Annotated in this window: 21 protein-coding genes; 7 read left to right on the top strand and 14 right to left on the bottom strand. The window is 38.1% G+C overall.

Features of this window, described 5'->3' with window-relative positions; translation table 11 throughout:
* The 3 genes from mmsB to chvE all read right to left on the bottom strand — a co-directional run bounded on the left by mmsB (window position 1) and on the right by chvE (window position 3,896).
* Window positions 1-1,206 (bottom strand): multiple monosaccharide ABC transporter permease, encoded by a 1,206-nt coding sequence (gene mmsB / locus OMU_RS01050; RefSeq protein ID WP_016178117.1) that lies wholly within the window; start codon window positions 1,204-1,206, stop codon window positions 1-3.
* Window positions 1,206-2,738, bottom strand: coding sequence for a multiple monosaccharide ABC transporter ATP-binding protein (mmsA, locus tag OMU_RS01045; protein WP_016178116.1), 1,533 nt, complete (start codon window positions 2,736-2,738; stop codon window positions 1,206-1,208). The genes mmsB and mmsA overlap by 1 nt, the downstream gene beginning before the upstream one ends.
* Window positions 2,739-2,807: 69 nt before the next feature.
* On the bottom strand, window positions 2,808-3,896 hold the full coding sequence (gene chvE / locus OMU_RS01040; protein WP_016178115.1) for a multiple monosaccharide ABC transporter substrate-binding protein: 1,089 nt from the start codon (window positions 3,894-3,896) through the stop codon (window positions 2,808-2,810).
* A 325-nt stretch (window positions 3,897-4,221) separates the two neighbouring features.
* On the opposite strand from chvE, the gene OMU_RS01035 reads away from it, so the two are divergent.
* From OMU_RS01035 to OMU_RS01025, 3 genes are read left to right on the top strand one after another with little or no spacing between them, the layout of a single operon-like run.
* Entirely contained in the window at window positions 4,222-5,187 is a 966-nt protein-coding gene (locus OMU_RS01035; protein ID WP_016178114.1) for an ABC transporter substrate-binding protein, read from the top strand.
* Window positions 5,188-5,197: 10 nt separating this feature from the next.
* Window positions 5,198-6,643 carry a sensor histidine kinase gene (locus OMU_RS01030; protein ID WP_016178113.1) on the top strand — a complete coding sequence of 482 codons (1,446 nt, stop codon included), beginning with the start codon at window positions 5,198-5,200 and terminating at the stop codon, window positions 6,641-6,643.
* A complete protein-coding gene (locus tag OMU_RS01025) occupies window positions 6,636-8,174 on the top strand; it encodes a response regulator transcription factor (RefSeq protein ID WP_016178112.1) in 1,539 nt (512 codons plus the stop codon). The genes OMU_RS01030 and OMU_RS01025 overlap by 8 nt, the downstream gene beginning before the upstream one ends.
* 79 nt (window positions 8,175-8,253) lie before the next feature.
* On the opposite strand, the gene OMU_RS01020 is transcribed toward OMU_RS01025, so the two are convergent.
* From OMU_RS01020 to OMU_RS00995, 6 genes are all read right to left on the bottom strand, one after another.
* The gene (locus OMU_RS01020) at window positions 8,254-10,638 is read right to left on the bottom strand and encodes a phosphoketolase family protein (protein WP_016178111.1); all 2,385 of its coding nucleotides are present in this window, start codon (window positions 10,636-10,638) and stop codon (window positions 8,254-8,256) included.
* 164 nt (window positions 10,639-10,802) lie between these two features.
* Window positions 10,803-12,227: an L-arabinose isomerase gene (araA, locus tag OMU_RS01015; protein ID WP_016178110.1), complete on the bottom strand. Its 1,425-nt coding sequence runs from the start codon at window positions 12,225-12,227 to the stop codon at window positions 10,803-10,805.
* A 30-nt stretch (window positions 12,228-12,257) separates the two neighbouring features.
* Complete coding sequence (locus tag OMU_RS01010; RefSeq protein ID WP_016178109.1) at window positions 12,258-12,956, bottom strand: L-ribulose-5-phosphate 4-epimerase; 699 nt, start codon at window positions 12,954-12,956, stop codon at window positions 12,258-12,260.
* A gap of 142 nt (window positions 12,957-13,098) precedes the next feature.
* Window positions 13,099-14,661: a xylulokinase gene (locus OMU_RS01005; protein ID WP_016178108.1), complete on the bottom strand. Its 1,563-nt coding sequence runs from the start codon at window positions 14,659-14,661 to the stop codon at window positions 13,099-13,101.
* Window positions 14,662-14,848: 187 nt separating this feature from the next.
* Window positions 14,849-15,925 (bottom strand): GntR family transcriptional regulator, encoded by a 1,077-nt coding sequence (locus OMU_RS01000; RefSeq protein ID WP_016178107.1) that lies wholly within the window; start codon window positions 15,923-15,925, stop codon window positions 14,849-14,851.
* Window positions 15,926-16,395: 470 nt separating this feature from the next.
* A complete protein-coding gene (locus tag OMU_RS00995) occupies window positions 16,396-16,830 on the bottom strand; it encodes a hypothetical protein (protein ID WP_016178106.1) in 435 nt (144 codons plus the stop codon).
* Window positions 16,831-17,031: 201 nt separating this feature from the next.
* On the opposite strand from OMU_RS00995, the gene OMU_RS00990 reads away from it, so the two are divergent.
* On the top strand, window positions 17,032-17,364 hold the full coding sequence (locus tag OMU_RS00990) for a PadR family transcriptional regulator (protein ID WP_016178105.1): 333 nt from the start codon (window positions 17,032-17,034) through the stop codon (window positions 17,362-17,364).
* Between the two features lies 1 nt (window position 17,365).
* Window positions 17,366-18,172, top strand: coding sequence for a DUF1129 domain-containing protein (locus tag OMU_RS00985; RefSeq protein ID WP_016178104.1), 807 nt, complete (start codon window positions 17,366-17,368; stop codon window positions 18,170-18,172).
* 630 nt (window positions 18,173-18,802) lie between these two features.
* On the opposite strand, the gene glf is transcribed toward OMU_RS00985, so the two are convergent.
* Window positions 18,803-19,912, bottom strand: a complete 1,110-nt coding sequence (gene glf / locus OMU_RS00980; RefSeq protein WP_016178103.1) for a UDP-galactopyranose mutase — start codon at window positions 19,910-19,912, stop codon at window positions 18,803-18,805.
* A 205-nt stretch (window positions 19,913-20,117) separates the two neighbouring features.
* Between glf and OMU_RS22750 the strand changes: the two genes are divergently transcribed.
* Both OMU_RS22750 and OMU_RS00970 read left to right on the top strand, forming a co-directional pair.
* On the top strand, window positions 20,118-21,059 hold the full coding sequence (locus OMU_RS22750) for a hypothetical protein (RefSeq protein ID WP_016178102.1): 942 nt from the start codon (window positions 20,118-20,120) through the stop codon (window positions 21,057-21,059).
* 247 nt (window positions 21,060-21,306) lie between these two features.
* Window positions 21,307-21,783 (top strand): hypothetical protein, encoded by a 477-nt coding sequence (locus tag OMU_RS00970; protein WP_016178101.1) that lies wholly within the window; start codon window positions 21,307-21,309, stop codon window positions 21,781-21,783.
* A gap of 511 nt (window positions 21,784-22,294) precedes the next feature.
* Here OMU_RS00970 and OMU_RS00960 read toward each other — a convergent pair.
* The 4 genes from OMU_RS00960 to OMU_RS23810 form a co-directional block, all read right to left on the bottom strand.
* The gene (locus OMU_RS00960) at window positions 22,295-22,930 is read right to left on the bottom strand and encodes a glycosyltransferase (RefSeq protein WP_016178099.1); all 636 of its coding nucleotides are present in this window, start codon (window positions 22,928-22,930) and stop codon (window positions 22,295-22,297) included.
* A gap of 503 nt (window positions 22,931-23,433) precedes the next feature.
* On the bottom strand, window positions 23,434-25,122 hold the full coding sequence (locus OMU_RS00950; protein WP_016178097.1) for a MucBP domain-containing protein: 1,689 nt from the start codon (window positions 25,120-25,122) through the stop codon (window positions 23,434-23,436).
* A gap of 268 nt (window positions 25,123-25,390) precedes the next feature.
* Window positions 25,391-25,744, bottom strand: a complete 354-nt coding sequence (locus tag OMU_RS23815) for a hypothetical protein (protein ID WP_051122611.1) — start codon at window positions 25,742-25,744, stop codon at window positions 25,391-25,393.
* A 257-nt stretch (window positions 25,745-26,001) separates the two neighbouring features.
* The gene (locus OMU_RS23810) at window positions 26,002-26,139 is read right to left on the bottom strand and encodes a hypothetical protein (protein ID WP_176747084.1); all 138 of its coding nucleotides are present in this window, start codon (window positions 26,137-26,139) and stop codon (window positions 26,002-26,004) included.
* Between the last annotated feature and the right edge of the window lie 783 nt (window positions 26,140-26,922).

Below are 26,922 nucleotides of genomic sequence, written 5' to 3'. Positions count from 1 at the left end.
TTACGAGATTTTACGTTTCTTATTGTAGATATCTAATACGACTGCTAAAAGTAAGATCAGACCTTTGATTGCCTGCTGCCAGTCAACACCGACACCAAGAATTGACATCCCATTGTTCAGAACACCCATAACCAAGCCACCGACGATTGCTCCAGTAATGGTTCCGATACCACCTGAGGTAGAAGCGCCACCGAAGTATACAGAAGCCATCGCATCTAATTCTAATGAAGTTCCGGCTTGTGGCGTTGCCGCATTCAAACGAGCAGCTAAGATTAAGCCCGCTAAAGCGGCCATCATGCCCATATTGACAAAGACCCAGAAAGTAATTTTCTTGGTTTTGATCCCTGAAAGCTGGGCGGCTTTCAAATTACCACCTGTCGCATAAATCTGACGACCTGCAACGGTACTGTTAGTTAAGAAGCCATACACGCCGACAATTACACCTAAAATGATCAAGATAATTGGAAATCCTTGGTATGAGGCAAAAATATAACTCATTCCTAAAACAATTCCGACAGTCAAAATGGACTTAAAGATAAAGACGTTCATTGAAGGTACTTCAAACAGATTCTTTTTGCGTTTTTCCCGTGCTTTCCATTGGAAGAAAACTAAACCTGCGGCTAAAACTAAACCTAAAACCAAGGTTAAAAAGTGCATGCCTGAAGAGGAAACCATAATTTCTGGTAAATAGCCTGTTGAAATTTTTTGAAAGGCTCTTGGAAACGGTGCGAGTGATTGTCCGCCAAGTACGACTTGCGTCAAACCGCGGAACATTAATAATCCAGCGAGCGTCACGATGAAGGCTGGGATACCGACATACGCTACCCAAAATCCTTGCCATGCTCCGATCAACGCGCCGATTGCTAGACAAACAGGCACTGCAATCCAGGGACTCATGTGGTTGTTCACCATCATCATTCCGGCAATTGCGCCGACAAACGCCATGACTGAACCGACAGACAAATCAACAAATCCTAACAATACAACCAGCAGCATACCTGCGGCTAAAACTAAAATATGACTATTTTGCAGGACAATATTTGTGATATTTAACGGTCGAAGGAAAATTCCTCCGGTCATCATTTGAAAAGCGATCAATAAGGCGATCAAAATAATAACCATGCTGTATTTGCTAAAAATATCTAAGACTTTTTCTTTTATATTAATCGTACTTTTTTCTTTACTTTCCTTCGTTGCATTCTCCATTAGGATACTGCCTCCTCTTCCTTCGTCATCAAGTTCATCAGCGTTTCTTGGTTGGCATTTGCGCGCATGACTTCACCGGTCATCGTTCCTTCATTCATGGTATAGATGCGATCACACATCCCGATAATCTCTGGCAGTTCAGACGAGATAATGCAGACACATTTCCCCTGTGCGGCCATCTCTTCAATGATGGTATAAATCTCGTACTTCGCTCCAACGTCGATTCCACGCGTGGGCTCATCCAGGAAAAGAACATCCGGTTCGGTCATTAGCCATTTCGCTAAAACAACCTTTTGCTGATTCCCACCACTTAAACTGCCAACATTTTGAAAGACATTATTGGCTTTTGTGCGCATTTTCTTACGATAATTTTCTGCTTCTGTCACTTCTTTTTCCTTATCAAGAATGCCGCTTTTACTAATTTTTCCAAGGCTGGCAATCGTGGTATTTTCACGAATATCCATCAGCAAGTTCAACCCGACTGCTTTTCGGTCCTCAGATACATAGGCTAAGCCATGTTGAATTGCCTGAGAAACATCGTTAATTTTTATTTCCTTACCGTCTTTAAAAATCTGACCGCTGATATTGCTGCCGTAGGATTTTCCAAAAATACTCATGGCAAATTCGGTTCGTCCAGCCCCCATTAAACCAGCGATCCCAACAATTTCACCTCGTCGAATGTTGAAATTGATGTGATTGTTCATTACTCTTGCGGTATCAATCGGATGATGAACGGTCCAGTCCTTGACTTCAAAAAGAACTTCACCGATATTCGGATGGCGGTCAGGATAACGGTTGGTGAGATCTCGTCCGACCATGCCTTTGATGATGCGTTCTTCATTAATGTCTTCATTTTCTAGTGTTTCAATTGTTTGTCCGTCACGTAAAATGGTGATCCGATCTGCCACATCCACGATCTCATTCAATTTGTGGGAAATGATGATTGAAGTAATTCCCTGATTGCGAAATTCCTTAATCAGTTCAAGCAGATTCGCACTTTCTTCTTCATTCAAGGCGGCAGTCGGTTCGTCCAAAATGAGCAGTCGAACATTTTTGGAGAAGGCTTTAGCGATCTCAACCAGCTGTTGGTGACCTACGCCAATTTGTGAAACCAACGTATTCGGGTTGATTTTTAATCCCACTGTTTTTAACAGGTTTTCGGTTTTTCGTTCTGTTAGGTTCCAATCAATGATCCCATGATTGGTTTGCTCATTGCCTAAAAAAATATTTTCTTTGATCGATAGATAAGGACTCAAGGCTAACTCTTGATGGATAATTACAATGCCTTTTTCCTCACTATCTCGCAGCCCTTTGAACTGACAGGTCTCACCGTCATAAATAATATCGCCTGAATAATTGCCATAAGAAAATAATCCACTAAGAACATTCATTAACGTTGATTTGCCTGCACCATTTTCTCCGCAAAGCGCGTGGATCTCTCCTCGCTTGATATTTAAATTCACGTCATCCAAGGCGCGTACACCGGAGAATTCTTTAATGATATTTTTCATTTCCAATATGTAGTCGGCCATTTTTCCACTTCCTTATCAAGATGATCGAGAAAAGTACGGCAAAGCTGCCAGTACTTTTCTCAGATCCTGTTATTCGCTTAAATCTTTTTCTTTGTAGTATTTTGTATCAATCAATTCTTGTTTGTAGTTGTCTTTATCAACAGAAACAGGTTTTGCTAGATAAGTTGGCACGACTTTTTCACCGTTATCGTAAGTTTCCTTGTCATTAACTGGCACTTTTTTGTCATCGTGAATCGCTTCAATCATTTCAACGGTGTTATCTGCTAAAATGCGTGTATCTTTAAAGATCGTTTCTGTTTGTTCACCAGCAATAATTGATTTCACTCCTGCGATGGTCGCGTCTTGCCCTGTAATAACTGGTAATGGTTTGTCGCCTGAACCATAGCCAACCCCTTTTAATGAAGAAATAATTCCCAGGCTAATTGGATCATATGGAGATAAGACAGCATCTAATTTCTTGTCTGTATAGTTGGCGCTTAAGAGATTATCCATTCGAGACTGAGCTGTCGAGCCATCCCAACGCAAAGTTGCGATTTGATTGAATTTTGTTTGTCCAGATGGGACGATTAATTGCTTACTGTCAAAATAAGGTTTGAAGACCGACATCACTCCGTTATAATTGATTAGTGCATTGTTATCATCTGGAGAACCGCCGAATAATTCAATATTGTAAGGTCCTTTGCCATCTTTTAAGCCCAATTGGTCTTCAATATAGGATGCCTGTAAAACACCAACGCCGAAATTATCAAAGGTTGCATAATAGTCGACATACTTCGAATTCATCAATAGGCGGTCATAGGCAATAACTTTAATATCTGCTTGATGCGCCTTTTCCAACACATCGGTAAGTGCGGAACCGTCAATTGATGCGATCACCAATGTGTCGACTCCCTTAGTGATCATGTTTTCGATTTGCGCCACTTGATTTTCAACTTTATCCTCGCCGTATTGTAAGTCTGTTTTGTAGCCTTTCTTTTTCAATTGCTTCACGATATTGTCTCCATCAGCGATCCATCGTTCGGCTGATTTGGTAGGCATGGATACACCAACAAACCCTTTGTCCTCCCCTGAAGCATTTCCTTTTCCACAAGCAGTTAGTGCTGTCAGCGCAAGTAGTGAAACTGTTGCCACTAACATTTTTTTGAACCCTCGTTTCATATCTTTCCCTCCAAAACATATTTGATAAGCTAAGTGTACGTTTAAAGGCAAACGCTTTCATTGAGATTCTTTTTTACTTTCTTGGAATAATAGGGAACTTTTTTTCTTTTTTACAGTTTTCTTGGATTTTTTTTGCTAAATCTTGACATTTATTCGGAATACGCCAGCATGTTAGAATTACAAATGATAGCGCTATATAATAGAAGAAAGATTAACGATATAAAGTGAATTGGTATTGGTAAAGGCTAATTAATCAGCAATAGAATCTGTTCGTGAGGTTCAAACGATCTTTTTGTAAAAAATCCTTTAATAAGAGGTGTACCCTATGAAAAAAATCAACCTACTCCTGCTGATTGGCTTGTGCCTTATGTTAGCGGGCTGCAAACAAGAAACGCCAAAAGAAAATCATAGCGAAATCACAATTGGATTCGCTCAAGCTGGGATCGAAAGCAACTGGCGTAAGATCCAGAGTAAATCCATCAAAGAGGAATTGGAGAAGCAAAACTATCAAGTGATGTCTCGGAATAGCTTCTCTGACCCTAAGCAGCAATACCAAGACGTAATGACGTTTATCGCCTATCAGGTAGATTTGATTATTCTTTCTCCGATCGAAGAATTTGGCTGGGAACCTGTTTTAGAGGAGGCGAAAAAAGCCAATATTCCAGTAATAATTGTGGATCGAAATATCGCTACAAATAGATCCGATCTTTTTTTGACCCATATTGGTTCTAGTTTCAAAGCACAAGGCGGACGTGCTGGTTTATACGTGACAAATCATTATCAAAAAATCGAAAAAGAAGCCATTAATGTTTTTGAGATTAAAGGCGTTGAAAATTCTTCACCGACTCGTTTACGCCACGATGGGTTCGCCGAAACAGTCGGACGTGATCCGCGAATACAGATTACCCAAACGATCACTGGTGATTTTATTCGATTAAAGGCAAAAGAGAAATTCTCAGAAGCCATCGAAGCCGGCAAGCTTAACAATATTGACGTCATTTATTCTCACAATGATGAAATGACTTTAGGAGCACTAGATGCCCTTGACGAATATCAACTTGAAAACAAATTCGTTGTTGTCTCCATTGATGCTCAGAAAGAAATGATTGATCTGCTAAAACAGCGCAAGGTCAACTGTGTTGTTGAATGTAATCCATTCATGGGAGAGCTCGTCACAAATACTGTCAAGCGCTATTTTGACAATAAGACAATCTCTGAAGATATTTATGTTTCTGATACAGTTTTTTCTGATCAAAATTCTCTTTCTGCAATTCCGCCAAGAAATTATTAGGAGGCAGCTGATGAAAAAACAGACGACCATCAAATCACTCTTGCAGCGTATCAGTTGGCTGATGCTAGTCTTATCCATTGTCCCGCTGATCATCAGCGTGTTGATATATACCCGCTACCTTTTCACCTATGAGCGCAGTGTTGGCAATATTTCCGAAGCCAATCGTATCGCTAATGACGTAGAAGAAAAAATTATAGAAGAAGCTTGGAGTCTCACTTATGGACAACTGACTCCTGAAGAATTCACTAAAAGTAATAACGTCCATCGCATTAAAAAGGAAATCCGCCAGATTAAAAAGAATACGCAAAGCACCCAAGAACGCGCGACGCTAAATATTGTCACTCGCTCGTTGGATAATGTTAACAACTATTTGGAAAAGATCGTAGCTAACATTAAAGCCAACGAACCCTTCCAAGAGAATCAGGAATTAATGGTTCATGTAGAATCGGCAACTAATTTAGTTCACGATATTTTGCAAGACTTCGTCAATGTTGAAATCAAGCTTGCAGCGAACCAAAGTCAGCAAGTCCGACAATCCATCATTATATTATCCGTGATCGAAGCTTTCATTATCGCAGCGATTATCTTCTTTACAAGATCGACAAATACGCGCTTGATGAAGCAGATCCAGCAGCCAATGGAGGAAATGATCCATATGGCGGATGCCCTTTCTGACGGCAAACTGAATTATCGGATCAACACGCTGCCGGGAAATGAATTGCAGAAACTAAGCAACAGTATGAATGAAATGGCGGATAATCTGGTGGTTCTTTTGGAAGAAAATGCTTTGAAGCAATACAATCTAGCTCAAAGCGAAGTACGAGTACTCCAAGCACAAATTACTCCACATTTCATTTATAATAGCTTAGACGCCATTTTAGTCTTAGAAGAGATGGGGGAAAGTGAAAAGGTCAAAGAAATGACCTATGCCCTTTCTGACTTCTTCAGAATTTCCTTAAGTCAAGGACAGGATTGGATTCCTGTTGAAAAGGAAATTAAACATATTCATGATTACTTGATCATTTTACAAATACGCTATGGCGATGCTCTGACTTATTCAATCGAAATCGAAGAAAAAATCAAAGACTATTCCATACTAAAAATGATTCTGCAGCCGTTAATTGAAAATGCGGTTTATCACGGAACAAAACTGGTTCGACGAACAGGAAAGATTATCGTACAGGCCTTTTTGGGCGAACAGGACGAACTTCATTTTTATATTATTGATAATGGAAAAGGCATTCCAGAACAGAAGCTGAAGGAAATCAATCAGGAATTGGCGGATGGTTTAGATACTGACTTTACAGAGGGCTATGGGTTGTTCAATGTAAACAAACGCTTATTGCTTTACTATGGAAAAGAAGCGAAAATCACGATCACGAGTATTGTAGACAAAGGGACAACTGTCCATGTGACTGTCCCGACTATGCAAAAAGGAGCCACAAAACATGTATAAAGTTTTTATCGCTGAAGATGAGCACCTGATCCTTGAATCTTTAAAACGAAACTTAACACAGCTTTCCGAGAAGCTTCCAATCGAAATCGTAGGTGAAGCTGGTGACGGTGAAGTCGCTCTCTCAATGATTCTCGAACTGCAGCCAGATATCTTATTAACGGATATCCGTATGCCCTTTATGGATGGAATCGAACTCTCGCAAGAAGTCCGACAGAATCTTCCTGATATTCAAATTATCTTTATCAGCGGCTTTGATGAATTTACTTACGCCAAAGCGGCCATCCATTTACAAGTGGCAGAGTATTTGTTGAAACCAATTAAAATTGACGAACTGAAAGCTAGTATCAAAAAAGTCATTACTCAATTAGAGCAAAAAAAGCAACCGGCTGCCATTGACTCCTACTCCTACGACGTAAAAAAGAATCTTTTTTTGAATACACTGTTTGAAAATCGAGTTTCTACGTCAGAAGCGATCGAAGAAGCGAGACAGCTGAACAGAAAAATAGCAGGAAAAAAATTCAGCGTATTACTGATTGCCAATCACATAAATAAAAATTTTGCTGATTATGAGTATTTTCGGGAAAAGATGACCAAACTATTTGTCGATGATGAAAACTTGCTTTTTTCCTGTTTGTCCTCTCGTTTTATTAAAATACTTCTTTTCGATGCCAATAAAGAAGAGCTCTTAAGCAAGGCGGATCAGGTTGCCGTCACACTCTACTCCAAATTAAGTAATGCTGAATCAAAGCTCGTTATTGCAGTTGGTAATCCTGTCGAACGAATCAGTGAGATTCAACAAAGCTATCAAACCGCTAAAAATCTATTGGACTATTCCTTAATACAAACACATCATCAAATTCTCTATTATCAGGACTTTGGTATGAAAATGAATCAATACGAAAAAGAAATTGACTTAAAGAAGAAAATTGATCAAATTACCACACAAACACTTCATTTACTGATCGATGAATTGATAGAGAAAGCTGAAAAAAGCGAAAACACCTTGTTGTATCGTCTAGCTCTGCTAAATGAATTGAACCAATTAGTGGAAGAAAAAAATAAGAAAGTAAAAACAAAATTTCCGATCGCCACACCTTCCAATCTCTCAGCGATTATTTCTGATAATACATTATTTCGTAATTATTTAAATCAGGTGTTGGATTTTTTAAAACGTACGGTTATTGATGAAAGTATGCGACAGTATCGTGATCTTATTGAACAAGCGATTCTTTATATTAAACAGAATTTCTCAGATCCAGAACTGACTTTGGGCGATGTTGCCTCCCATACAAATCTCAGCAGCTCCCATTTTAGTACTGTTTTTTCACAATCTGTGGGAAAGACCTTTGTTGAATATTTGACTGAACAGCGACTGACTGAAGCAAAACGTCTGCTAAAAGAAACCGATTGGAAGCTTTCAAGCATTGCATCAGAAATTGGCTACAATGACCCTAATTATTTCAGCTATATCTTTAAACGAAAAGAAGGCGTTTCGCCAAAGGAATATCGAAAAACAAGATCACTACTATAAAAAGACCTGTAAACATGCCATAATCGGCTCTGTTTACAGGTCTTTATTCAGTAATTAAATTTCTTAATGAAACGCATGCTTAACTAAAGTGATACCCTTTTCTCTTCAGTTCTTGCCATTTCCAGTTTTCTACTTCCGGAAGATCACGACCTTCTGTTCGAATAAAGTCATGATGTTTTGCCAATGTTTCATCCATTTGTACTGAGAAGTCTTTTGCATCTTCTGCATAAACTGCATTCGCTGCTTCTTGAGCTAAATGGAAGCGGTCCAACTCACTGAAGACACGCATATCAAATGGCGTTGTAATATCACCATTTTCACGATAACCATGAATATGCAGATTATGATTGTGACGATCAAAGAAGATGTCACGAACCATACCTTCGTATCCATGAAAAGCAAAGACGATTGGTTTATCCGTAGTAAAGATTTCATCGAACTCTTCGTCAGTCAATCCACGAGGATCAATATCAGGATGACGTAGTTTCAAGATATCCACGACATTGACAAAGCGAATCTTCAAATCAGAAAACTGTTCATTCAGAATCGATACAGCCGCTAAAGCTTCCAAGTTAGGTTCTGTTCCGGCTGCCGCAATCACAACATCTGGTTCTTCCCCATTATCAGTACTTGCCCAATCAATGACCTTCAATCCTTTTTCGACCAATTCTTCTGCTTCGTTCGCAGAATAGAATTGTGGACGTGGGTGTTTACTTGAAACGATCAAGTTAATCACTTGTTTGTCTTGCATCGCTTTATCCATAACTGCCATTAGGCTGTTTGCGTCTGCAGGCAGATATTCACGAATAAATTCTGGTTTCTTCTCAGCTAAATGAGTCAACACACCTGGATCTTGGTGGGTATAGCCATTATGATCTTGCTGGAAGACCGTAGAAGTTGCAATCAGATTTAACGCTGGATATTCTTTGCGCCAAGCATGTGCGCTGGCTTTACGCATCCATTTGAAATGTTGCGTTAACATCGAGTCAACCACACGCAAGAATGATTCGTAGCTGGCAAAGAAACCATGACGACCAGTTAATACATAACCTTCCAAGAAACCTTCTGCTTGATGTTCTGATAATTGACCATCAATCACACGACCAACCGATGATTGCCATTCGTCGGTAGTGTTTTTTGGTTCCATCCATTGACGATTCGTCACATCAAAGACTTTGTTCAAACGGTTGGATTTCGTTTCATCTGGTCCAAAGATGCGGAAATTGGTTGGATTTTCAGTGATCATATCCCGAGCTTGTTGACCAAAGACGATCATGTCTTGTGCCATTACCGCACCTGGTGTTGTCATATCAATCGCATATTGTTTCCAATTTGGCATAGTCATTGGTTTTGGATCAATTCCGCCATTGGTGATTGGATTGGTAGACATCCGACGATCGCCTTTTGGTGAGATTTCTTTCAATTCATCGACGATTTTTCCGGTTTCATCAAATAATTCTTCTGGACGATACGATTTCAACCAATCTACTAATTTATCAGCATGTTCCATATCTTCTGAACTTACTGGGATTGGCACTTGATGCGCACGGAAGGTTCCTTCTAATTGTTCGCCATCCCAAGTTTGCGGACCAGTCCAGCCTTTTGGTGTACGGAATAAGATGACTGGCCATTGCGGCATCGCAGCATCTTCTGCTTTACCTTTACGAGCCTTTGCTTGAATCGTTTTGATTTCTGTGATTACTTTATCCAATGTTTCAGCCATTACTGGATGAACTTTTTCAGGATCTGTACCTTCCACAAAATAAGGCTTCCAGCCAAGACCTTCGAAATATTTTTGTAAATCTTCATCGCTCTTGCGAGAAAGAATTGTTGGATTTGAAATTTTTCCGCCGTTTAAATAAACAATCGGTAATACTGCACCATCATTTACTGGATTGATAAACACATTTGAGAACCAACCGCCAGCTAAAGGACCGGTTTCCGCTTCGCCATCACCTACAACAGTTGCGGCAATCACATCTGGATTGTCTAAGATTGCACCTGTCGCATGCGAGAGTGAGTAGCCAAGCTCTCCGCCTTCGTGGATAGAGCCAGGTGTTTCTGGTGCCGCATGTGAGGCGATTCCGCCTGGGAATGAGAACATCTTAAATAATTTTTTCAATCCAGCTTCATCTTCAGTGACTTCTGGATAAATTTCACTGTAGCTGCCATCGATATAGGAATTTGACACCATGACTTGACCACCATGACCGGGACCTTCAATATAAAACATATTTAAATCATATTTATTGATTACCCGATTTAAATGAGCATAGACAAAGTTTTGACCTGCAATCGTTCCCCAGTGGCCGATCGGATGCGTCTTAACATCTTCTTTTTTCAATGGCTTTCTTAACAAAGGATTGTCCTTCAAATACATTTGCGCAACGGAAATATAGTTTGCTGCACGCCACCATGCATCTACCTTTTCAATATATTCCTTTGAATCATAATTGCTGTTCATACAATGAGAACCCCTTTATAGTTTTTTTTACTTTTATTATTTTAGTACAATATACCTTTAATTAGCTTAAAAGTAAACCTTTACGCTCAAACTAATAGTGTTTTTTACTTTTATTGGTTTAATAAAATATTGACTTGATCATTTCCAAGCCAATATTTTATCTTCTACTTGATTGTCACATATTCTAAATCAACCAATTTTGCCCATGTAATGATTTGTTCAGTCGTAAGATTCAAAGATACAACCGTATGGTGTCCGCCGCCGACTTCGATCCATTTACCTACCCCTTCATGGAAGTTTGGTTTTACCTTCCAAAGCACACGAGCCACTGGTAATTTTGGTGCTTCTTCTGTTGGTTCAAACGCTTCAACCTCATTGATTAATAATTTATAATGCGTTCCAAAGTCTGCCATTGAGACTACCACGCCGTCACCAGCTTTTCCATCAAATACCAAACGAGCCGGATCTTCACGATCGCCCATTGATAATGGTGAGACAACAATCTTAGGTTTATTAACAGCCAATGTTGGATCAACTTCCATCATATGGGATTGCAGGATGGATTCTTTTCCAGCAGCTAATTCATACGTGTAATCTTCCATAAATCCAGTGTTTTGATTATGCGCCATGACTTTCATCAAACGATCCAAAGCGGCTGTTTTCCAGTCGCCTTCTCCAGCAAAACCATATCCTTCTGCCATCAAGCGTTGCACCGCTAGTCCAGGTAATTGCTGCATACCATAAAGGTCTTCAAAGTTTGAAGTAAAGGCATTGTAATCACCTGCTTCTAAGAAACGGCGAATCCCAATTTCTTGTTTCGCTTGCACCTTAACGTGGGCTTCCCAAGTCGCCCGATCATAATCGCCATAATCAAAATTATATAATTCTTTGTATTCGGCAAACAGAGCATCCACTTCTTCATCCTTGACGGCATCAACATACTGCACCAAATCACCAATACCGAAGTAATCAACGACCCAGCCGAACTGAATCTGCGCTTCGACTTTATCGCCTTCTGTCACGGCAACATTGCGCATATTATCACCAAAACGAGCCACCTTGATGTTAAAGCTTTCGTTATATGCTACTGCAACGTCCATCCAGTCAGCAAGTTGTTTTTGGACGCTTTCTGTTTGCCAATAGCCAACAACGATTTGATTTTGCTTTTTCAAGCGGGCATTAATAAAGCCATACTCACGGTCCCCATGAGCCGATTGATTCAAATTCATAAAGTCCATGTCGATAGTTTCCCAAGGAATACTTTCATTGAACTGTGTCGCTAAATGCAGCAAGGGTTTTTGTAATAATTTGGTCCCACGAATCCACATTTTTGCTGGTGAGAAGGTGTGCATCCAGGTGATTACACCTGCCACCTCATCACGATAATTGACTTCCTTCATAATTTTTGTAATCGTATCAGAAGTTACCGCTAATTCCTTTAACACGATGGGATAGTTCATTTTTCCGCTATCATTCAGTCCTTTTACGATCGCTTCTGCATCAGCTTTTACACTTTTCAGCGCTTCTTCTCCATATAAATGCTGCGATCCTACGACAAACCAAAATTCTTTTTTGCTCACTTCTAACATAGCTATTCGCTCCTTTTTAACATTGATGTTTTATTTACCTTGCCCATAATAGGCATTTTTCCCGTGTTTTCTTAGATAATGTTTATCTAAAATACGCTGTGGCAATTCTTCGGAAAAACTGTTCAATTGACGTGCAAAAAGATTCATTTTGGCAACCTCATCTAAAACAACCGCGTTCATGACGGCGCTATCTGCATCTTTTCCCCAAGTAAATGGTCCATGTCCATGTAATAGCACACCAGGTATCTCCATAACATCAATCCCGCGTTCTTTAAAAGTTTCAATGATGACATTTCCTGTTTCGTGCTCATAGCCAACGTCAATCTCTTCTTGGGTTAAAAATCTTGCACATGGAACTTTGCCATAGAAAGTATCTGCATGGGTCGTCCCCATTGCCGGTAAATCCAGTCCTGCCTGTGCCCAAATGGTTGCCCAAGTGGAATGGGTGTGGCAAATCCCGCCGATTTCAGGAAAGGCTTTGTACAACACAGCATGGGTCGGTGTATCAGAAGAAGGATTCAATTCCCCCTCAATTACATTGTTGTCTAAATCGACAACGACCATATCGGATGCTTGCATTTGTTCATAGCTTACGCCGCTTGGTTTGATGACAAAATAGCCCGTCTCTTTATCAAATGCACTGACATTTCCCCAAGTATATTTAATCAAGCCTTGTTTAGGTAATTCCAAATTGGCTTGAAAAACCTCTTCCTTTAAATGCTCTAACATATCAATTTCGCTCCTCATTCATTTCATAATTCGTATTAAAGTATTCATTTTTTCTCTTGCCTTGTATCGTCATCCATGCAGTTGATGCACGATCAGGCAAATGGTTCTTTTTTTGTCATGTGGGTACGACAAACTGAAATCCTTATTTTAACGAAGTGATCGCCTCGGCTTCAATCGATAAACCTTTCTCGTAGCGATCAATAAATTGACTATATCCTTGTAGATCTTCTGTTGTTGGTTCGATGGTTACTCCTTCACTCGTCGCAAATACTTTTTGTTCTAGAAAATCTGACAGAGAAAGATTTTTTTCTAATTGGTAAGCAGCAAGTAAAGCGATCCCCCAAGCACCACCTTCACCTGCTGTCGCCATCACCGTTACCGGCGCCTCCATCGCTGAAGCCAAGATTCTTTGACCTACTTCTGGTGTCTTGAAAATTCCGCCATGCCCGACGAGCTTATCGATCTTGATATTTTCCTTTTTCAAAATCTCCATTCCAAGGCGCATTGCACCAAAGGCACTAGATAAATGCAGACGCATAAAGTTGGCTAAATCAAACTTACTTTCAGGTGTTCGGACAAATAATGGACGTCCTTCATTCATTCCGGTGATATTTTCGCCTGAATAATAACCATAAGAAAGCATCCCGCCGCAATCAGATGTGCCTTCCAATGCTTTTTCAAATAGCGTATGATACAGTTTGTCTCCACTGATTTCTAAACCTAGTGCGTCAGAAAATTCCTTGAACAAATTGACCCAGGCGTTGATTTCTGAAGAACAATTATTTGTATGAACCATTGCTACTAAATCGCCTACTGGCGTTGTGACTAAATCGATTTCTGGATGAACCTGTTTGAGTTTTTCTTCAAGAACGATCATGGCAAAAGCTGAGGTTCCAGCCGACACATTCCCAGTTCTTTGGCGGACACTGTTGGTTGCCACCATGCCGGTCCCCGCATCACCTTCTGGCGGACAAAGAGGAATTCCCTCCTGCAAAGTACCTGTCGGATCGAGTAAATATGCTCCTTCTTTCGTCAAGTTGCCAGCTGATTCCCCAGCTAGTAAGACCTTCGGCAGCACTTGATTCAGCTCTTGCTTGAAGGCGGTACCTTTAGTCAAGTCGCTAAATTGCTTCAGCATCTTTTGATCATAATTCTTTGTTTCAGTCTCGATTGGGAACATTCCAGACGCATCACCTACACCCAAAACCTTTTGTCCGGTCATCTGCCAATGAATATAACCTGCCAAAGTAGTCAAAAATCGAATTTCACTTACGTGCTCCTCTTTGTTTAAAATCGCTTGATACAAATGGGCGATGCTCCAGCGTTGCGGGATATTATACTGGAAAATTTCCGTCAACTGCTTTTCTGCCTCCTCTGTAATCGAGTTCCGCCACGTTCTAAAAGGCACTAGCAACTCATCATTTTTATCAAATGCCATGTAACCATGCATCATTGCGCTAAAGCCGATTGAACCAATTGTTGTCAGAGTTTCACCATACTTCTCAAATACTTCTGTCGCCATTTTACGATAGCTGACTCGTAAGCCCTTCCAAATATCCTCAAGTGAATAGGTCCAAATTCCATTCTCCAGCGTATTTTCCCACTCGAAGCTGCCTGCGGCAATTGGAACCAAATCTGAGCCGATTAAGACTGCTTTGATTCTAGTTGAACCAAATTCAATGCCTAAAGCTGTCCGGCCATCCATAATATCCAGCTTAGTTTTTGCAACTATTTCCTTCGTTTCGATAGAAATCTCCTCCTTTTTTCTCTTTTGTTACCGTTATCATACAATTTGTGTACGTACATGTCAATAAAATATAATACATTTTGTTCGTACAAATATTTCAACCAACAAAAAATAGCTCACCGAAATGAGCTGTTTTTCCAACTTATTATAATTGTTTCACTGAATCACGTTCGATCAATGTAGGTTCATATAGAATATTCTCTGGATCGTGTCCTTCTTCAATCGCCTCAATGATCCAGTTCGCCGCATCATGTCCCATTTGGTCTTTCGGATGATTCAATGTAGTCAGCTTAACATTTCCGAGCTTACTTAAAGCTGAATCATCATTCCCGACAATCGATAGCTCCTCTGGAATCTTGAACTTAGCTGCAGTTAGCTGATCTACTAATCCACTGGCGATCTGGTCGTTATAACACACAATGCCTGTAAGTAATTCTGACTCTAGACGTGCTATTACCCGCTCATAGACGTCCTTTCTCGTTTCGGTCTCATAGGTAATAATATCCTCTGGTGAAAATTGGATGCCGTACTCTTCGCAGGCTTTGATAAATCCTTTCATCCGATATTTCCCTTGTAGGTCATCGATCTTCGTTATTAGCAACAGTTTTTTATGATTCTTTTTAATTAGATACTCTGTTGCTAGATACCCGCTGGCGACATCATTGACACAAATATAGGGCGCGCTGATTTCTTCATAGACCGCATTGATCATCACCATTGGAATTCCCTGTTCCTTTAATCGAACATACAAAGCCAAATTTGGATTGTATTGATTACTTTTTGTTGGTTCAACAATCAACCCTTCCACTCCTTGGGTAATCATCTTCTCAATACATTCCTTCTCCTGCTGAAAATCATTGTTGGTGCTGGCTAATAATAACGAATAACCTTTTTCCCGTAATGTTTTTTCGATACCACGAATGATCGAAGGAAATATGTAATCTGATAAGTAGGTGGTGACCACGCCGATGGTCTTGTGAGCGGAGTGTGTATTTTCCCCACGCCTATATTTCACGTCTACATAGGTTCCTGAACCCTTTTCCTTTCTAAGAAAGCCCTCATTCGCTAATAAGGCAATTGCTTGCCGAATCGTATGTCGGCTGACCTGATAATCCTTTTGCAATTGTAGTTCGGGAGGGATTGTTGTATTTTCTGGATATTCGCCTGAAAGAATCTTTGATTTCAATTCATCGGCGATTGTTTGATATTTTGATTGATTCATAGTTTCTCCTTTCTTTTCCGTTAGTCTTTGTATACAGATTAACAGAAAGGATCAAGGATTACTATATATGTCCGAACAACTTGCATTTTTTTCTGTTTGCCAGACATATTTCTTCGCTTAATAGTAAAAACCTTGGACTTTCTTATTTGAAAGTCCAAGGCTGTGAATAGCTTATACTTTTGTCTTACTAGAGAGTGACGAATCAATCGACTTCGTAGCGAGAAGTAAATGGCTCCTCACTGCTCTTCGTAGGGCAAGGTGTCATTTTGTTGGAGACTGCTTATTGCAAGTCCAGCATTTCTCAAATACCTCAAAAAAACTACCTATAAAAATAAAACTACCGGGTTAGAAAGAGAGTTTAGATGTTAAGAGGCAGTTTCATTCTCACATTCTTTATTGTAAACAAATTTGAAGAAAAGAAAAGATAGAATGCAATATTTTTATCCCATAATTTTAATAAAGTAAAAATATCATTTAACTTTTTTCAGCTTGATTGCTTTAATTTTCTTTTGATTGTTAAAAATTTGCAATTCTAATCGGTCTTTTTCCAGCTTGACGATATGGTATTCTGTTTGGCTATCTTCTCTGGTTAGGATAATATTTCTCTTTGAAGAGTTTGCTGTGATTTTCGCATCTTTCATTAGAATGTAACCATTTTGTCTGATATTCCAACATCTGTGGTCATTGCTTTTCGCTTTGATTGAATATTTCACCGACTGATTTGACCAAGTTCCTTCTAACCAAGTCGGGTTATTGACAGCATAGGCATTGAGAAAGCCAAATAAACAGAATACACATAAAATCAGCAGACAAAATAGCAAACGTTTCCGTTTCTTTGTAAGATTTTGCAAACTCCGCAATACTTTATGATTTAGCTGTTTTATTCTACTTGTTTCCCTTACCAAAAAGATCTCTTCCCTTCTTTCTAAAATATGCCTTCTCCTATAGCTAACACTATAAAGGAATTTCGATGCAATAAGTTCAAACTATCCTAAACGGTTATTTTTCTGTCCTGAACGTAAAGATTATTCTGCTAGTTTGCATTGCAATATAGTTGGAAATACTTTACTATATTGTTAAGCAAACTAGTAGAAAGAGGGCCACGCATGAATCAACAGGTTTCATCTCAAATGCTTAAAGGAATTTTGATGGGCTGCATCTTGATTATTCTGTCCAAAAAAGAATTATATGGCTATAAAATTAGTGAAGAGCTGCAAAAATTTGGATTTGATAGTATCCCTAAAGGAACTATCTATCCTCTATTGATGAATATGGATAAAAAAGGGTTAATTGTTGGTGAAATGCGTGCTTCTGATGAGGGACCACAACGAAAGTATTACCATTTAACAGAAAATGGTCTTACCGAAAAGGAATCGTTCATCAAGCAGTGGGTGTTTTTGTCGGGGAATGTTGAAAAATTATTGAAGGAGAATAAATAAAATGAAAAAAACATCGCTCATTAAAGAAAACGCGAAATTACAGGAACTCTTAAATCCAATCAACGAAGAATATTATGGAAATTTATTAATCTACGTTAGAAGCAACTCCGTTTTCAAAGATGAAAAAATATTAGAGGAAGCACTTTTAGAGATCCTCCAGGATATTCTCGATGCTCAGGAAAATGGGGAAACTGCTGAAGATTACTTCGGCAAACAACCAAAGGAAATCGCTGATGCTCTGTTGAAAGAAGTACCCATCAGTATTGGAAATGGGGTACATTTAGCGGTCGCTGTTCTATTTGTTTACGCGCTTATCACTGTGATCCCTTCACTTGCTTCACCTAATACATTACTTGATGTAGGAAAATTATTGATTGGCAGTATTTACTGGACTATCCTCGCAATAATTATTGTATGGCAGATTGGAAATAACATATATACGACTAAACGAACTTTCAAAAAATATCTGGCAATCTTTCTAACAATAATGTTTATCATTCTTGGAATCAGTCTGTCAATCTTTTTTAAAACCAGCTTGACTCTCGACACAGAAGGCCTAGTCGGAATCTCAATAATCGCTGTAATTCTCTTGAGCTGTGGGATTTTCTTTCTCAGACAAACACACAAAAAGGAGTTAACCCCTTTTGTCCCTATCATGCTTACTACTGCAATAATTGGTGTTCTCTACAGAATACCTGTTTCTCAGGAATTTTTAACAAGTAATCTGGGTAAAGGTCTTGTGGCTACCTGCATGCTCCTCAGCCTTATCAGTTTTTATGTCTTACTGCACAGAGGAGTTAAAAAATAAAAGGAATGAGTTATTTTAGTCACTATAATTCATAAAATCAAAGATACAAGTTTTATCAGCCTAGTCAATGCCCAAGCTTATGAAAGCTTCATTACTAAAGACTGGGATTTAATTTCCGATTTATTCCCCCATGTCATCATGCAACAGCACAAGGGTAATATCTTGATATATCAAATGACTGATGAAGGAGTCGAAGCTGTTTAGAAAATTGCTATCACTCAAGATCCTGTTACTGTTGAAAAGTATCTAAAGAAAACCGTGAATTACATCACAGTTACAGACTGCTCACTTTGTTTGATTTAGTATACAAACCTAACGATGGCTGCTCACAATTCTGATAAGTCCACTCCTGATCAGAATTGTGCTCAAATCAAAATTGATCTTGAGAATGGCAGAAATTCTGTCACAAGTTATTTGTTTAAAGACGACGTTGATAACGAAATTCTTATTAATGAAGAATACAATCTGTTACTTGCTTTCCAACCATATACTGATTCTTATTATTCAAATCAGCAAATTTGTTGGAGCACTTTTAAGTGAATACTGTTTGTAAACTGATCTTAACTTTTTAATTATTTAATAATCAATTTAGAACTGTATTTCGGTGTTCGTCATAAGTAGTCACCTCGTTTATTTAGAATCCATCAACCTACTAGCTAAACTCAAAGCTTCTTCAATTACCTGATGCATATCAAAATAGCGATACATACCCAAGCGACCGCCAAAAATAATCTGAGATTCTGTTTTTGCTAGTAATTTGTATTTGTCATAGATTTCTTGATTCTTCTCATCATTCACGGGATAAAACGGCTCATCACCTTTGCGCCATGCTTTTGGGTATTCTTTTGTAATAATTGTTTGTGTTTGCTTGCTAAATTCAAAGTGCTTATGTTCAATAACTCGTGTATAAGGAATATCCTTATCGATGTAATTGACCACCGCATTTCCTTGATAGTTCTTGCAAGACAGCTGCTTATGCGTAAATTTTAGCGAACGGTATTCCAATTCTCCAAAGCAATAATTATAAAATTCATCAATCATTCCCGTATAAATCACCTTATCGTATTTTTTCATCCATTCTTTTTTATGTTCCAAAAAATCAGTTCTAAGCTCTACCTTGATATTGGGATGATCCAACATTTTCTCAATAATTTGTGTATATCCTCCGATAGGGATTCCCTGATACAAATCATCAAAATAATTGTTGTCAAAAGTAAAACGAATCGGCAATCGTTTAATAATGAACGCGGGAAGTTCTACACAGGGCTTCCCCCATTGCTTTTCAGTATATTCTTTTATTAAAATCTCATAAATATCTTTTCCAACAAGAGAAAGTGCCTGTTCTTCCAAATTATGTATCTTTTTCTCACTATAATTCTTCGTTTGTTCGGCAATTTTTGCTTTCGCTTCTTCTGGATTTTTTACCCCCCATAAAGAGTTGAAGGTATTCATATTAAAGGGCAGGTTATATAGTTTACCTTTGCTAACAGCCATAGGGGTATTTGTAAAGCGATTAAAAATCGCAAATTGATTTATATAGTCCCAAACTTTCTTATTTGATGTATGAAAAATATGTGCGCCGTATTTATGGACCTGAATACCTTCGATTTCTTCTGTGTAGATATTTCCTGCAATATGCTTTCGCTTTTCAAGAACTGTTACCTTATGACCTTGGTTGGCCATTCGCTCCGCAAAAACAGAACCAAATAAGCCGCTACCAATTACTAAATATGATGCCATTTACCTTTCCTCCCATTTACTGTTACTCTTTACTTTCACGACTCAAAGATTTCTTCCTATTCCATACTATTTCATTCTTCTCCACAAAAATATTTTTTCCCAATATTGAGACGTTATAAATCCAATGAAATGAACTATGAGATACTTATTTCAGCACGTCAAAATCATTCTAAAGATTATTTTGAAGGGAGATCTGTTAAAAAATATGGGAAGAAAAGAAATAAGAAAACAACTAGAGAAAGAGCAAAAGCGAACACATAGAAATGGAAAAAATTGGATGTATGCAACGTTAACCGCAGTTGGAGGCGTTATTGGAGTAAACACCTCATCAGCAAGCGCCCAAGCAGCTGAGTCTACTCCACAAGTCAACGCTGGTGTAGAAATCGATACAGGAAAAGTATTAGCAAATAATAATACTGCTACGATTCCTGCGTCATCTACCAGCAACTCAATGGCAGCGCCTTCCAGTGCATCTACAAGTGGTTCTACCACAGAATCTACTAGCGCTTCCTTAACTGAATCGGCCAGTACATCTACAACAAGTTCTGCCAGTGGTTCTGCTACTGAATCAACAAGCACATCAACAACCGAATCCACTACTGACTCTTCAAGCATGAGTTTAAGTTCATCAACTTCTGCCAGCGAGAGTACGAGTACAGTAAATTCGGAAATTTTGAGTGAGTATTGGAGTGAAAGCTCATCAGAAAGTACGTCAACTTCTTTTAGCGAAAGTACTTCTGAAAAATCATCAGCAGCCAATAGTGAGAGTTCAAGTACACGTAATTCTGAGATCTTAAGTGAGTATTGGAGTGAAAGTACTTCTACCTCAACTTCAGATAGTACTAGTATGAGTACTTCAAACTCTGCTAGTGAAAACAAATCATTAGCTGCCATAAATAAAAACGGTTCTTCAACAAATAAAACTAGTGGAGCAAACACAGCGGCCTTAGGTTCAAATAAAGCGGCCACTAGCGGAAAGTCTACTCTAGCCAACACAAATACAAATACATCAAACACTGTAGGAAAAGAGCTTCCTAAGACTGGTGAATCTAATCAATTAAGCGGCCAGTTATCACTTCTAGGCTTAGCGACAGTATTTTCTGCTGGAGCCTTTTTGCATCATTTAGAGAAGAAAAAGAGCTTATAGCTGTAAACATACTAAAATAAAACTATCTCGAACGTAATGCTCCTTCAGAAATTAGATGTTTGATCTGATTTCTAAAGGAGCATTCTTAGCGCTGTCCTTTGATTATTCTCAAGGTAAAGAATTAGCTGGGAACATTCCTATTTGGCTCTATCTAAATGCTCTATGAACTATTCCCATTTTTGAAACATTCAATTTCTATCATCCAATGGTATGCTAAAATTTTTTTATAACAGGAAAGGAGATAATAATGATGAAAAGATGCGTTTTACTGGGTGTATTGGCTACAGTAGCCACGATTTTTCTTGTATTTGGAGTTTCTAAAGAAATATCTGCCTCAACAGAACAGACAGGTGCCTGTAAATTGTACACTTCACCCGTAGGTTATGAGGATTATTTTAGTGACGAGAATCCTTATACTCCTCCAAGTGAGAATTTGAAAATCAACCCCATCTACTGCCCAGCTTTAAAAACAGGACAAATGCCAACCGTCGATTTTTTTGAATGGAGCCTGCCAGAAAAAGGAATATACGCTCATGCAGCTGATGGAACACCTTTATATCTAAATGGAATCGGTGGTGGAACTGTGGAGGGAAATTGGAACAAACCAGGTGTATACACGGTTTTTGCCATCTTATCTGATCGTAAAGAAGGGACAAAAAATATCTACACTATACTTCCAGTAATCATCGAGGCACATGATAGTGAAAGTTTTAGCGGGTATTAGTTTTCTAATCATTTTTAGCGTACAGTAGAAAATATGTCTCAAATACTTAATGAGACATATTTTCTATTTTGGATATGAAAGTACTGTGTAGTAATGCCACTATTTCAAATAAACATTTAGTCATGAAAGAGTTTAACATTAAACAAGCTGAATAATATTTTTCAATTGATTCTTGCACAAACCAAGTTGAAAGTTTACTGGTAAATGTCTCGATTGGTTCATCTCCAGAAATAACTGAATAATTGTTTGATAATGCTTGATTTTGCAGAAAATATGCTTGCATAATAGTTGTCCCCCAAAAATTTCGATAATGTTTGATCAAAAGAACCTACATTGTATAGATAGTTAATTTTCATTTTCTAAAAACATTATCAAGTATCAAAAAAAGATTGTTCGCAAGCTCTTCTAGATGAAACACTGAAAAAAGATTTCTTATTGATCAAAAGATATCTAATTTCTGGGTTGATTTCAATAATTGGTGTTTTTTTCCTTAATCAGTATAAAATTCTGCCTAAAGTGTTTTTATCGCACACAAATAATTCCAAAAATCTCTCTCCCATTGATCTTGTACAAGTAGGTGCTCCCATGGCAGCGAGTGATGTTCGAATTCTACAAAATGGCGTACTTTTATATTTGCTCTCGCCTTCTTGATCTCCGAAAATTTGTGAGAATTTATTTTTTTTGCCCAATCAAATAGCCAATGATCGTCCTTTTGATAATTGTATTCATACGGTAAAAAATGCACATATTTCTCACAAAGAATATTTAAAATCGTTTGATCCAAATAAATGTATTTATTTTCATTTATCATTTCTAAAATCTCTTCTAAAGAAATTAATTCATTAAACTTGGCTACTTTAAATAAAAGAAATCCTGAATTAAAGTAATTTTTCATGGTTTTAACACCAAAGTACTTCGCACTATCTTCCCTATCACTAATCATCGAAAAGTAGAAGTCACGAACTGCTCCGATTACCTTCTCTTCAGATACAAGGTTAAAGAAATCAGATACATCATCATAGATAATCGTATCATTATCTAAATATAGAATGTTCTCATAGCTGTTAAAATAGGAGGGCAGAAATAAACGCCACAATGTGACTTCTGGAAAACGAGTGTTATTATAATTTTTGATTTGTTTTACCATTTCAGGAGGATACCAAATAGTAATGGAGATAGCTTTTTTTTTTATAAAATTTAGGAATATTCTTCAATCTAATTATCTCTTCACCCCCTAGTTCACCTACAACAATAAGAATATCCAAAGGTTCCTCACTCTGATAATTATTCATAATTGAAGCGATTGACACCGCCGTCAGCTGAATGTGTGATCCAGTAACACAATAAATGACTGCATTTTTTCTCAATATACTAACCTCACAAAATTATAATAAGCATTTCGTTACCAATCTAATTAACGATTCTAAATAATCCTAATAAACAAAACTCTTGGCTAAATTTATTTTACCTTAACAATTAATGAGGGGAGATCTACTCCCAAATTTGGGAAAATAAACTTATGATAGTATAATTTTCCTTAAGAAAATGCTTAGATAAATTTAGAATCCATTACAAAACCAAAATTTTCTGCCGCAGATCCTGTTTTTCTAAGATTTTGTTACCATCCCAAAAAATTGATCAACTTCATCACTAAAATAAAGATTTAACAGCCTCGACGATAAATGCAGCCGAATTAATGAAATAGCTATATCCTTCAATCAAGATCTTATAATATTTAATCCCGTATGAGGAAACAAATTCCTGAGTTACAGTGAACACATTGTCCTTCAATCCCATAGAAGAAACGGTTCCTGCATATGGTGGAATAGCTGCATCTCCGTCTGTTTTTAATACATCATAAACATTATAGTTGTTGACTAAAGAAATTCTATGATTAACATTATTTACCTTATCTAAATAATTTCCTAAAAAGTCCAAACTCACACTCACATATTTGTCCAAATCACTTTCCTGTGTAAAATCAGAAGATGTTGGCAATGCTTGAAAAGCTTCAGAATGTAAAACGTATTGTTTTCCGTCAAGCCATAACATATAGTAGACCCTGCCATTCTTTGTTTGGATCCGTTTTGAGACTGTTTGAATCGTTCCTAATAAATTGAATTGCTGAGTTGTTCCAACGACATTTACATTAAGTTGATTGTTACTGTAAGTTACTAAACTCAAATTTACATTCTTAACAATTTTTAATTGCCGTTCAATATCCGCTATACTGGAAATATTATTCTCGGCATAGTCTATATAAGAACCATTAAAGTTACTCGAATCATCCTTTATATAAATATAGATTACTTCTTGCTGCTTTGAAGTAAATTCTCCACTTGTAGCCCCCTCAGTTTTCACCAAAGTATAACCAGGAATTGTTTTAGCACTTATTGTATAGTCTTCATCAATTCCCCCAATTATTGAATCCTCTTCGTTAATAGTGTTTCCATTAATATCCAAATAATGGACTATAATCGGCTGCGCTATTAATTCCTCTTCTGGTTTATAACCATAACTAATTTCATCAGAAAGTGTCCCACCAGAAATATACGTTTCAGAACCAATCATTCGTGGCATAAAAAAAGGTGCTGTCCAAACCAAAGCAAATTCTTCAGTAACATAGCCTTCTACTTTTGGTGGTGCTGGTATCGTGTACATAGTTCCGTTTAAAATCGGATTTGGATCAACTTTAGGTAATGTCTCCTTTATTTCATCAGGTAATCCTCGATAAGATATTTTTACATTGTATAATTGGGGCTCATAATTATAGCGAAGTTGTTTTTCTATTTCCTGATAATTTAAAATACCCTTGAATAGTTCATCATAAATTCTGTCTCCAGAAGAATAAATATTTCCTCTAAAAGTGATGTTTACAAATTTCCAACCTGTCTCAAAAATGTACGGTTCTCCTAGTTCAATATAGCCTTGAGATGTATTTATCTCAGACTTTCCACCACTCCAAAATGGTATATCATCATTATAAGTGAAGCCTCGATTATTGATCGTATCCCACCAATAATCCTCATTATATGCTAAAGCAATCTTGTCTATTTCTGATTCTTTTTGTGTTTCCTGCTTATCCTCTACCATTGAAATTTTATTACTACTTGAAGTAGTAGATTCTGTACTTTCTTGAGAAGAATCAATCGTGGATTCTTGTGTTTTGTTATCCATAATCGATGTTGAACTGTCAGGAGTGGTACCCTCACAACCTGTACCTTCCGTTGTCTCACTCTGTACGATTCCAACTGTGTTACCAATAATTGGAACATTAATAATTACAAAACTCATTATCACAACTATGACCCTTAAAATATATTTCCTTTTATGATTCATTTAAGTCACTCCTAAGTCGATTTTTCTTAATGATAAAAAACAGTTGTTCTTTATGTCTTTTTTATCCAATAACATAAGAATCATTTGTGTTGCCATTCCATTTTATAAATAAAAAACATCTAAAGCAGAAATATTTCTTCCACTTTAGATGTTTTCACGTGACCTCATCAGCCCCACTTACTAAAATTTAATACTACAAGCAGACTAGTAACTAGGTCATAGAGTCCAACCTGTTTTGTTGAACCCTATGCCTTTGTCTTTCTAATTGTTAGTCTTTTTGTTGTTCATCTTTTTTCTTTAATAACCCTAGAGCTGAAAGAACACTAGCTATCCCTACAAATGAAAGTTGTAAGCTTGATTCAAGAGATTCCCCAGTTTTTGGATATTCTTTTCCAATTGATCCGGTTTTGCTTGAAGTATTTTTCCGGCCTGTTCCACTAGTCAAAGCACCTGTAGAAATTCCTTTAGATCCTTTTGCAGCGGTTCCTGTAGTTATCCCTTTGTTGGTCGTAGACGTGCTAACCGAAGTTGGAATAGTTGAAGTACTGTTGCTATTACTCATACTTGTAGAGGTACTTCCACTAAAACTTGCCGATTCACTTGCACTTTCACTATTACTCATGCTGGTACTTTCCGATCTCGAATCACTAACTGATGTGCTGGTACTTGTACTTTCACTTATACTTAGCGATGTGCTACCACTATAACTTTCTGATTCGATTCTGTCACTCATACTTGTAGAAGTACTTAGACTTGTACTATCACTGTTGCTCTCGCTAGTACTATCAGACCTTGAATCACTGATCGATATGCTTGTACTGGTACTATCGCTCAAACTTATGCTGGTACTAATTGAGCTAGAATCACTTAATGAGGTACTTAAGCTTGTGCTCTCACTGATACTTGCAGAGGTACTTCCGCTGTAACTGGCGGACAAACTTGTGCTCTCGCTGTTACTGATGCTTGTACTATCGGATCTCGAATCACTAATTGACGTACTTGTACTTGTGCTGGCACTTGTACTTACTGAGGTACTGCCGCTATAACTTTCTGATTCGCTTCTCTCGCTGGTACTTATAGACGTACTCAAGCTGGTACTTTCACTTATGCTTGCTGAAGTGCTGCCACTATAGCTTGCGGACAAACTTGTGCTTTCGCTGTTACTAGTACTTGTACTAATTGAGTTCGAATCACTAATACTGGTGCTTATGCTACTGCTTTCGCTGTCACTTATGCTGGTACTATCGGATCTTGAATCGCTGATTGACGTACTTGTGCTGGTACTTTCACTTGTACTTACTGAACTACTACCACTATAACTTTGTGATTCGCTCCTCTCGCTGGCACTTATAGACGTACTCAAGCTGGTACTTTCACTTATGCTTGCTGAAGTGCTGCCACTATAGCTAGCGGACAAGCTCGCGCTTTCGCTGTTACTAATGCTTGTACTGTCGGATCTTGAATCGCTGATTGATGCACTAATACTTGTACTTTCACTGTTACTGATACTTGTGCTAATTGAGTTTGAGTCGCTAATACTTGTGCTTAAGCTGCTGCTTTCGCTATCACTCACACTGGTGCTATCCGATCTTGAATCGCTGATCGACGTGCTTGTGCTGGTACTGTCGCTCATACTTACTGAACTGCTGCCGCTGTAGCTTGTCGATTCGCTTGCAGATTCACTTGCGCTGGTTGAAATTGATTCGCTAATCGATGCACTGATACTTGCACTTTCACTGTTACTGATGCTGGTGCTGATCGAGTTCGAATCGCTGATGCTAGTGCTTAAGCTACTGCTTT

Origin of the sequence: Enterococcus avium ATCC 14025 (assembly GCF_000406965.1) — a bacterium.
Classification (GTDB): domain Bacteria; phylum Bacillota; class Bacilli; order Lactobacillales; family Enterococcaceae; genus Enterococcus_A; species Enterococcus_A avium.
The sequence above is the reverse complement of the archived record's forward strand: the minus strand, read 5'-3'. Positions and strand labels throughout refer to the sequence as shown.

What these genes read in the sequence shown, in the direction of transcription:
- araA (WP_016178110.1), bottom strand. Translation starts at nt 12,227, where the DNA reads ATGTTAGAAGTGAGCAAAAAAGAATTTTGGTTTGTCGTAGGATCGCAG.
- OMU_RS01005 (WP_016178108.1), bottom strand. Translation starts at nt 14,661, where the DNA reads ATGGATGGCCGGACAGCTTTAGGCATTGAATTTGGTTCAACTAGAATC.
- OMU_RS01020 (WP_016178111.1), bottom strand. Translation starts at nt 10,638, where the DNA reads ATGAACAGCAATTATGATTCAAAGGAATATATTGAAAAGGTAGATGCA.
- OMU_RS00960 (WP_016178099.1), bottom strand. Translation starts at nt 22,930, where the DNA reads ATGGTAAAACAAATCAAAAATTATAATAACACTCGTTTTCCAGAAGTC.
- OMU_RS01000 (WP_016178107.1), bottom strand. Translation starts at nt 15,925, where the DNA reads ATGAATCAATCAAAATATCAAACAATCGCCGATGAATTGAAATCAAAG.
- OMU_RS23815 (WP_051122611.1), bottom strand. Translation starts at nt 25,744, where the DNA reads ATGAGTAATAGTGAAAGTGCAAGTGAATCGGCAAGTTTTAGTGGAAGT.
- OMU_RS00990 (WP_016178105.1), top strand. Translation starts at nt 17,032, where the DNA reads ATGAATCAACAGGTTTCATCTCAAATGCTTAAAGGAATTTTGATGGGC.
- OMU_RS01025 (WP_016178112.1), top strand. Translation starts at nt 6,636, where the DNA reads ATGTATAAAGTTTTTATCGCTGAAGATGAGCACCTGATCCTTGAATCT.
- OMU_RS01035 (WP_016178114.1), top strand. Translation starts at nt 4,222, where the DNA reads ATGAAAAAAATCAACCTACTCCTGCTGATTGGCTTGTGCCTTATGTTA.
- OMU_RS00950 (WP_016178097.1), bottom strand. Translation starts at nt 25,122, where the DNA reads ATGAATCATAAAAGGAAATATATTTTAAGGGTCATAGTTGTGATAATG.
- glf (WP_016178103.1), bottom strand. Translation starts at nt 19,912, where the DNA reads ATGGCATCATATTTAGTAATTGGTAGCGGCTTATTTGGTTCTGTTTTT.
- mmsA (WP_016178116.1), bottom strand. Translation starts at nt 2,738, where the DNA reads ATGGCCGACTACATATTGGAAATGAAAAATATCATTAAAGAATTCTCC.
- chvE (WP_016178115.1), bottom strand. Translation starts at nt 3,896, where the DNA reads ATGAAACGAGGGTTCAAAAAAATGTTAGTGGCAACAGTTTCACTACTT.
- OMU_RS22750 (WP_016178102.1), top strand. Translation starts at nt 20,118, where the DNA reads ATGGGAAGAAAAGAAATAAGAAAACAACTAGAGAAAGAGCAAAAGCGA.
- OMU_RS00985 (WP_016178104.1), top strand. Translation starts at nt 17,366, where the DNA reads ATGAAAAAAACATCGCTCATTAAAGAAAACGCGAAATTACAGGAACTC.
- OMU_RS01010 (WP_016178109.1), bottom strand. Translation starts at nt 12,956, where the DNA reads ATGTTAGAGCATTTAAAGGAAGAGGTTTTTCAAGCCAATTTGGAATTA.
- OMU_RS01030 (WP_016178113.1), top strand. Translation starts at nt 5,198, where the DNA reads ATGAAAAAACAGACGACCATCAAATCACTCTTGCAGCGTATCAGTTGG.
- mmsB (WP_016178117.1), bottom strand. Translation starts at nt 1,206, where the DNA reads ATGGAGAATGCAACGAAGGAAAGTAAAGAAAAAAGTACGATTAATATA.
- OMU_RS00970 (WP_016178101.1), top strand. Translation starts at nt 21,307, where the DNA reads ATGATGAAAAGATGCGTTTTACTGGGTGTATTGGCTACAGTAGCCACG.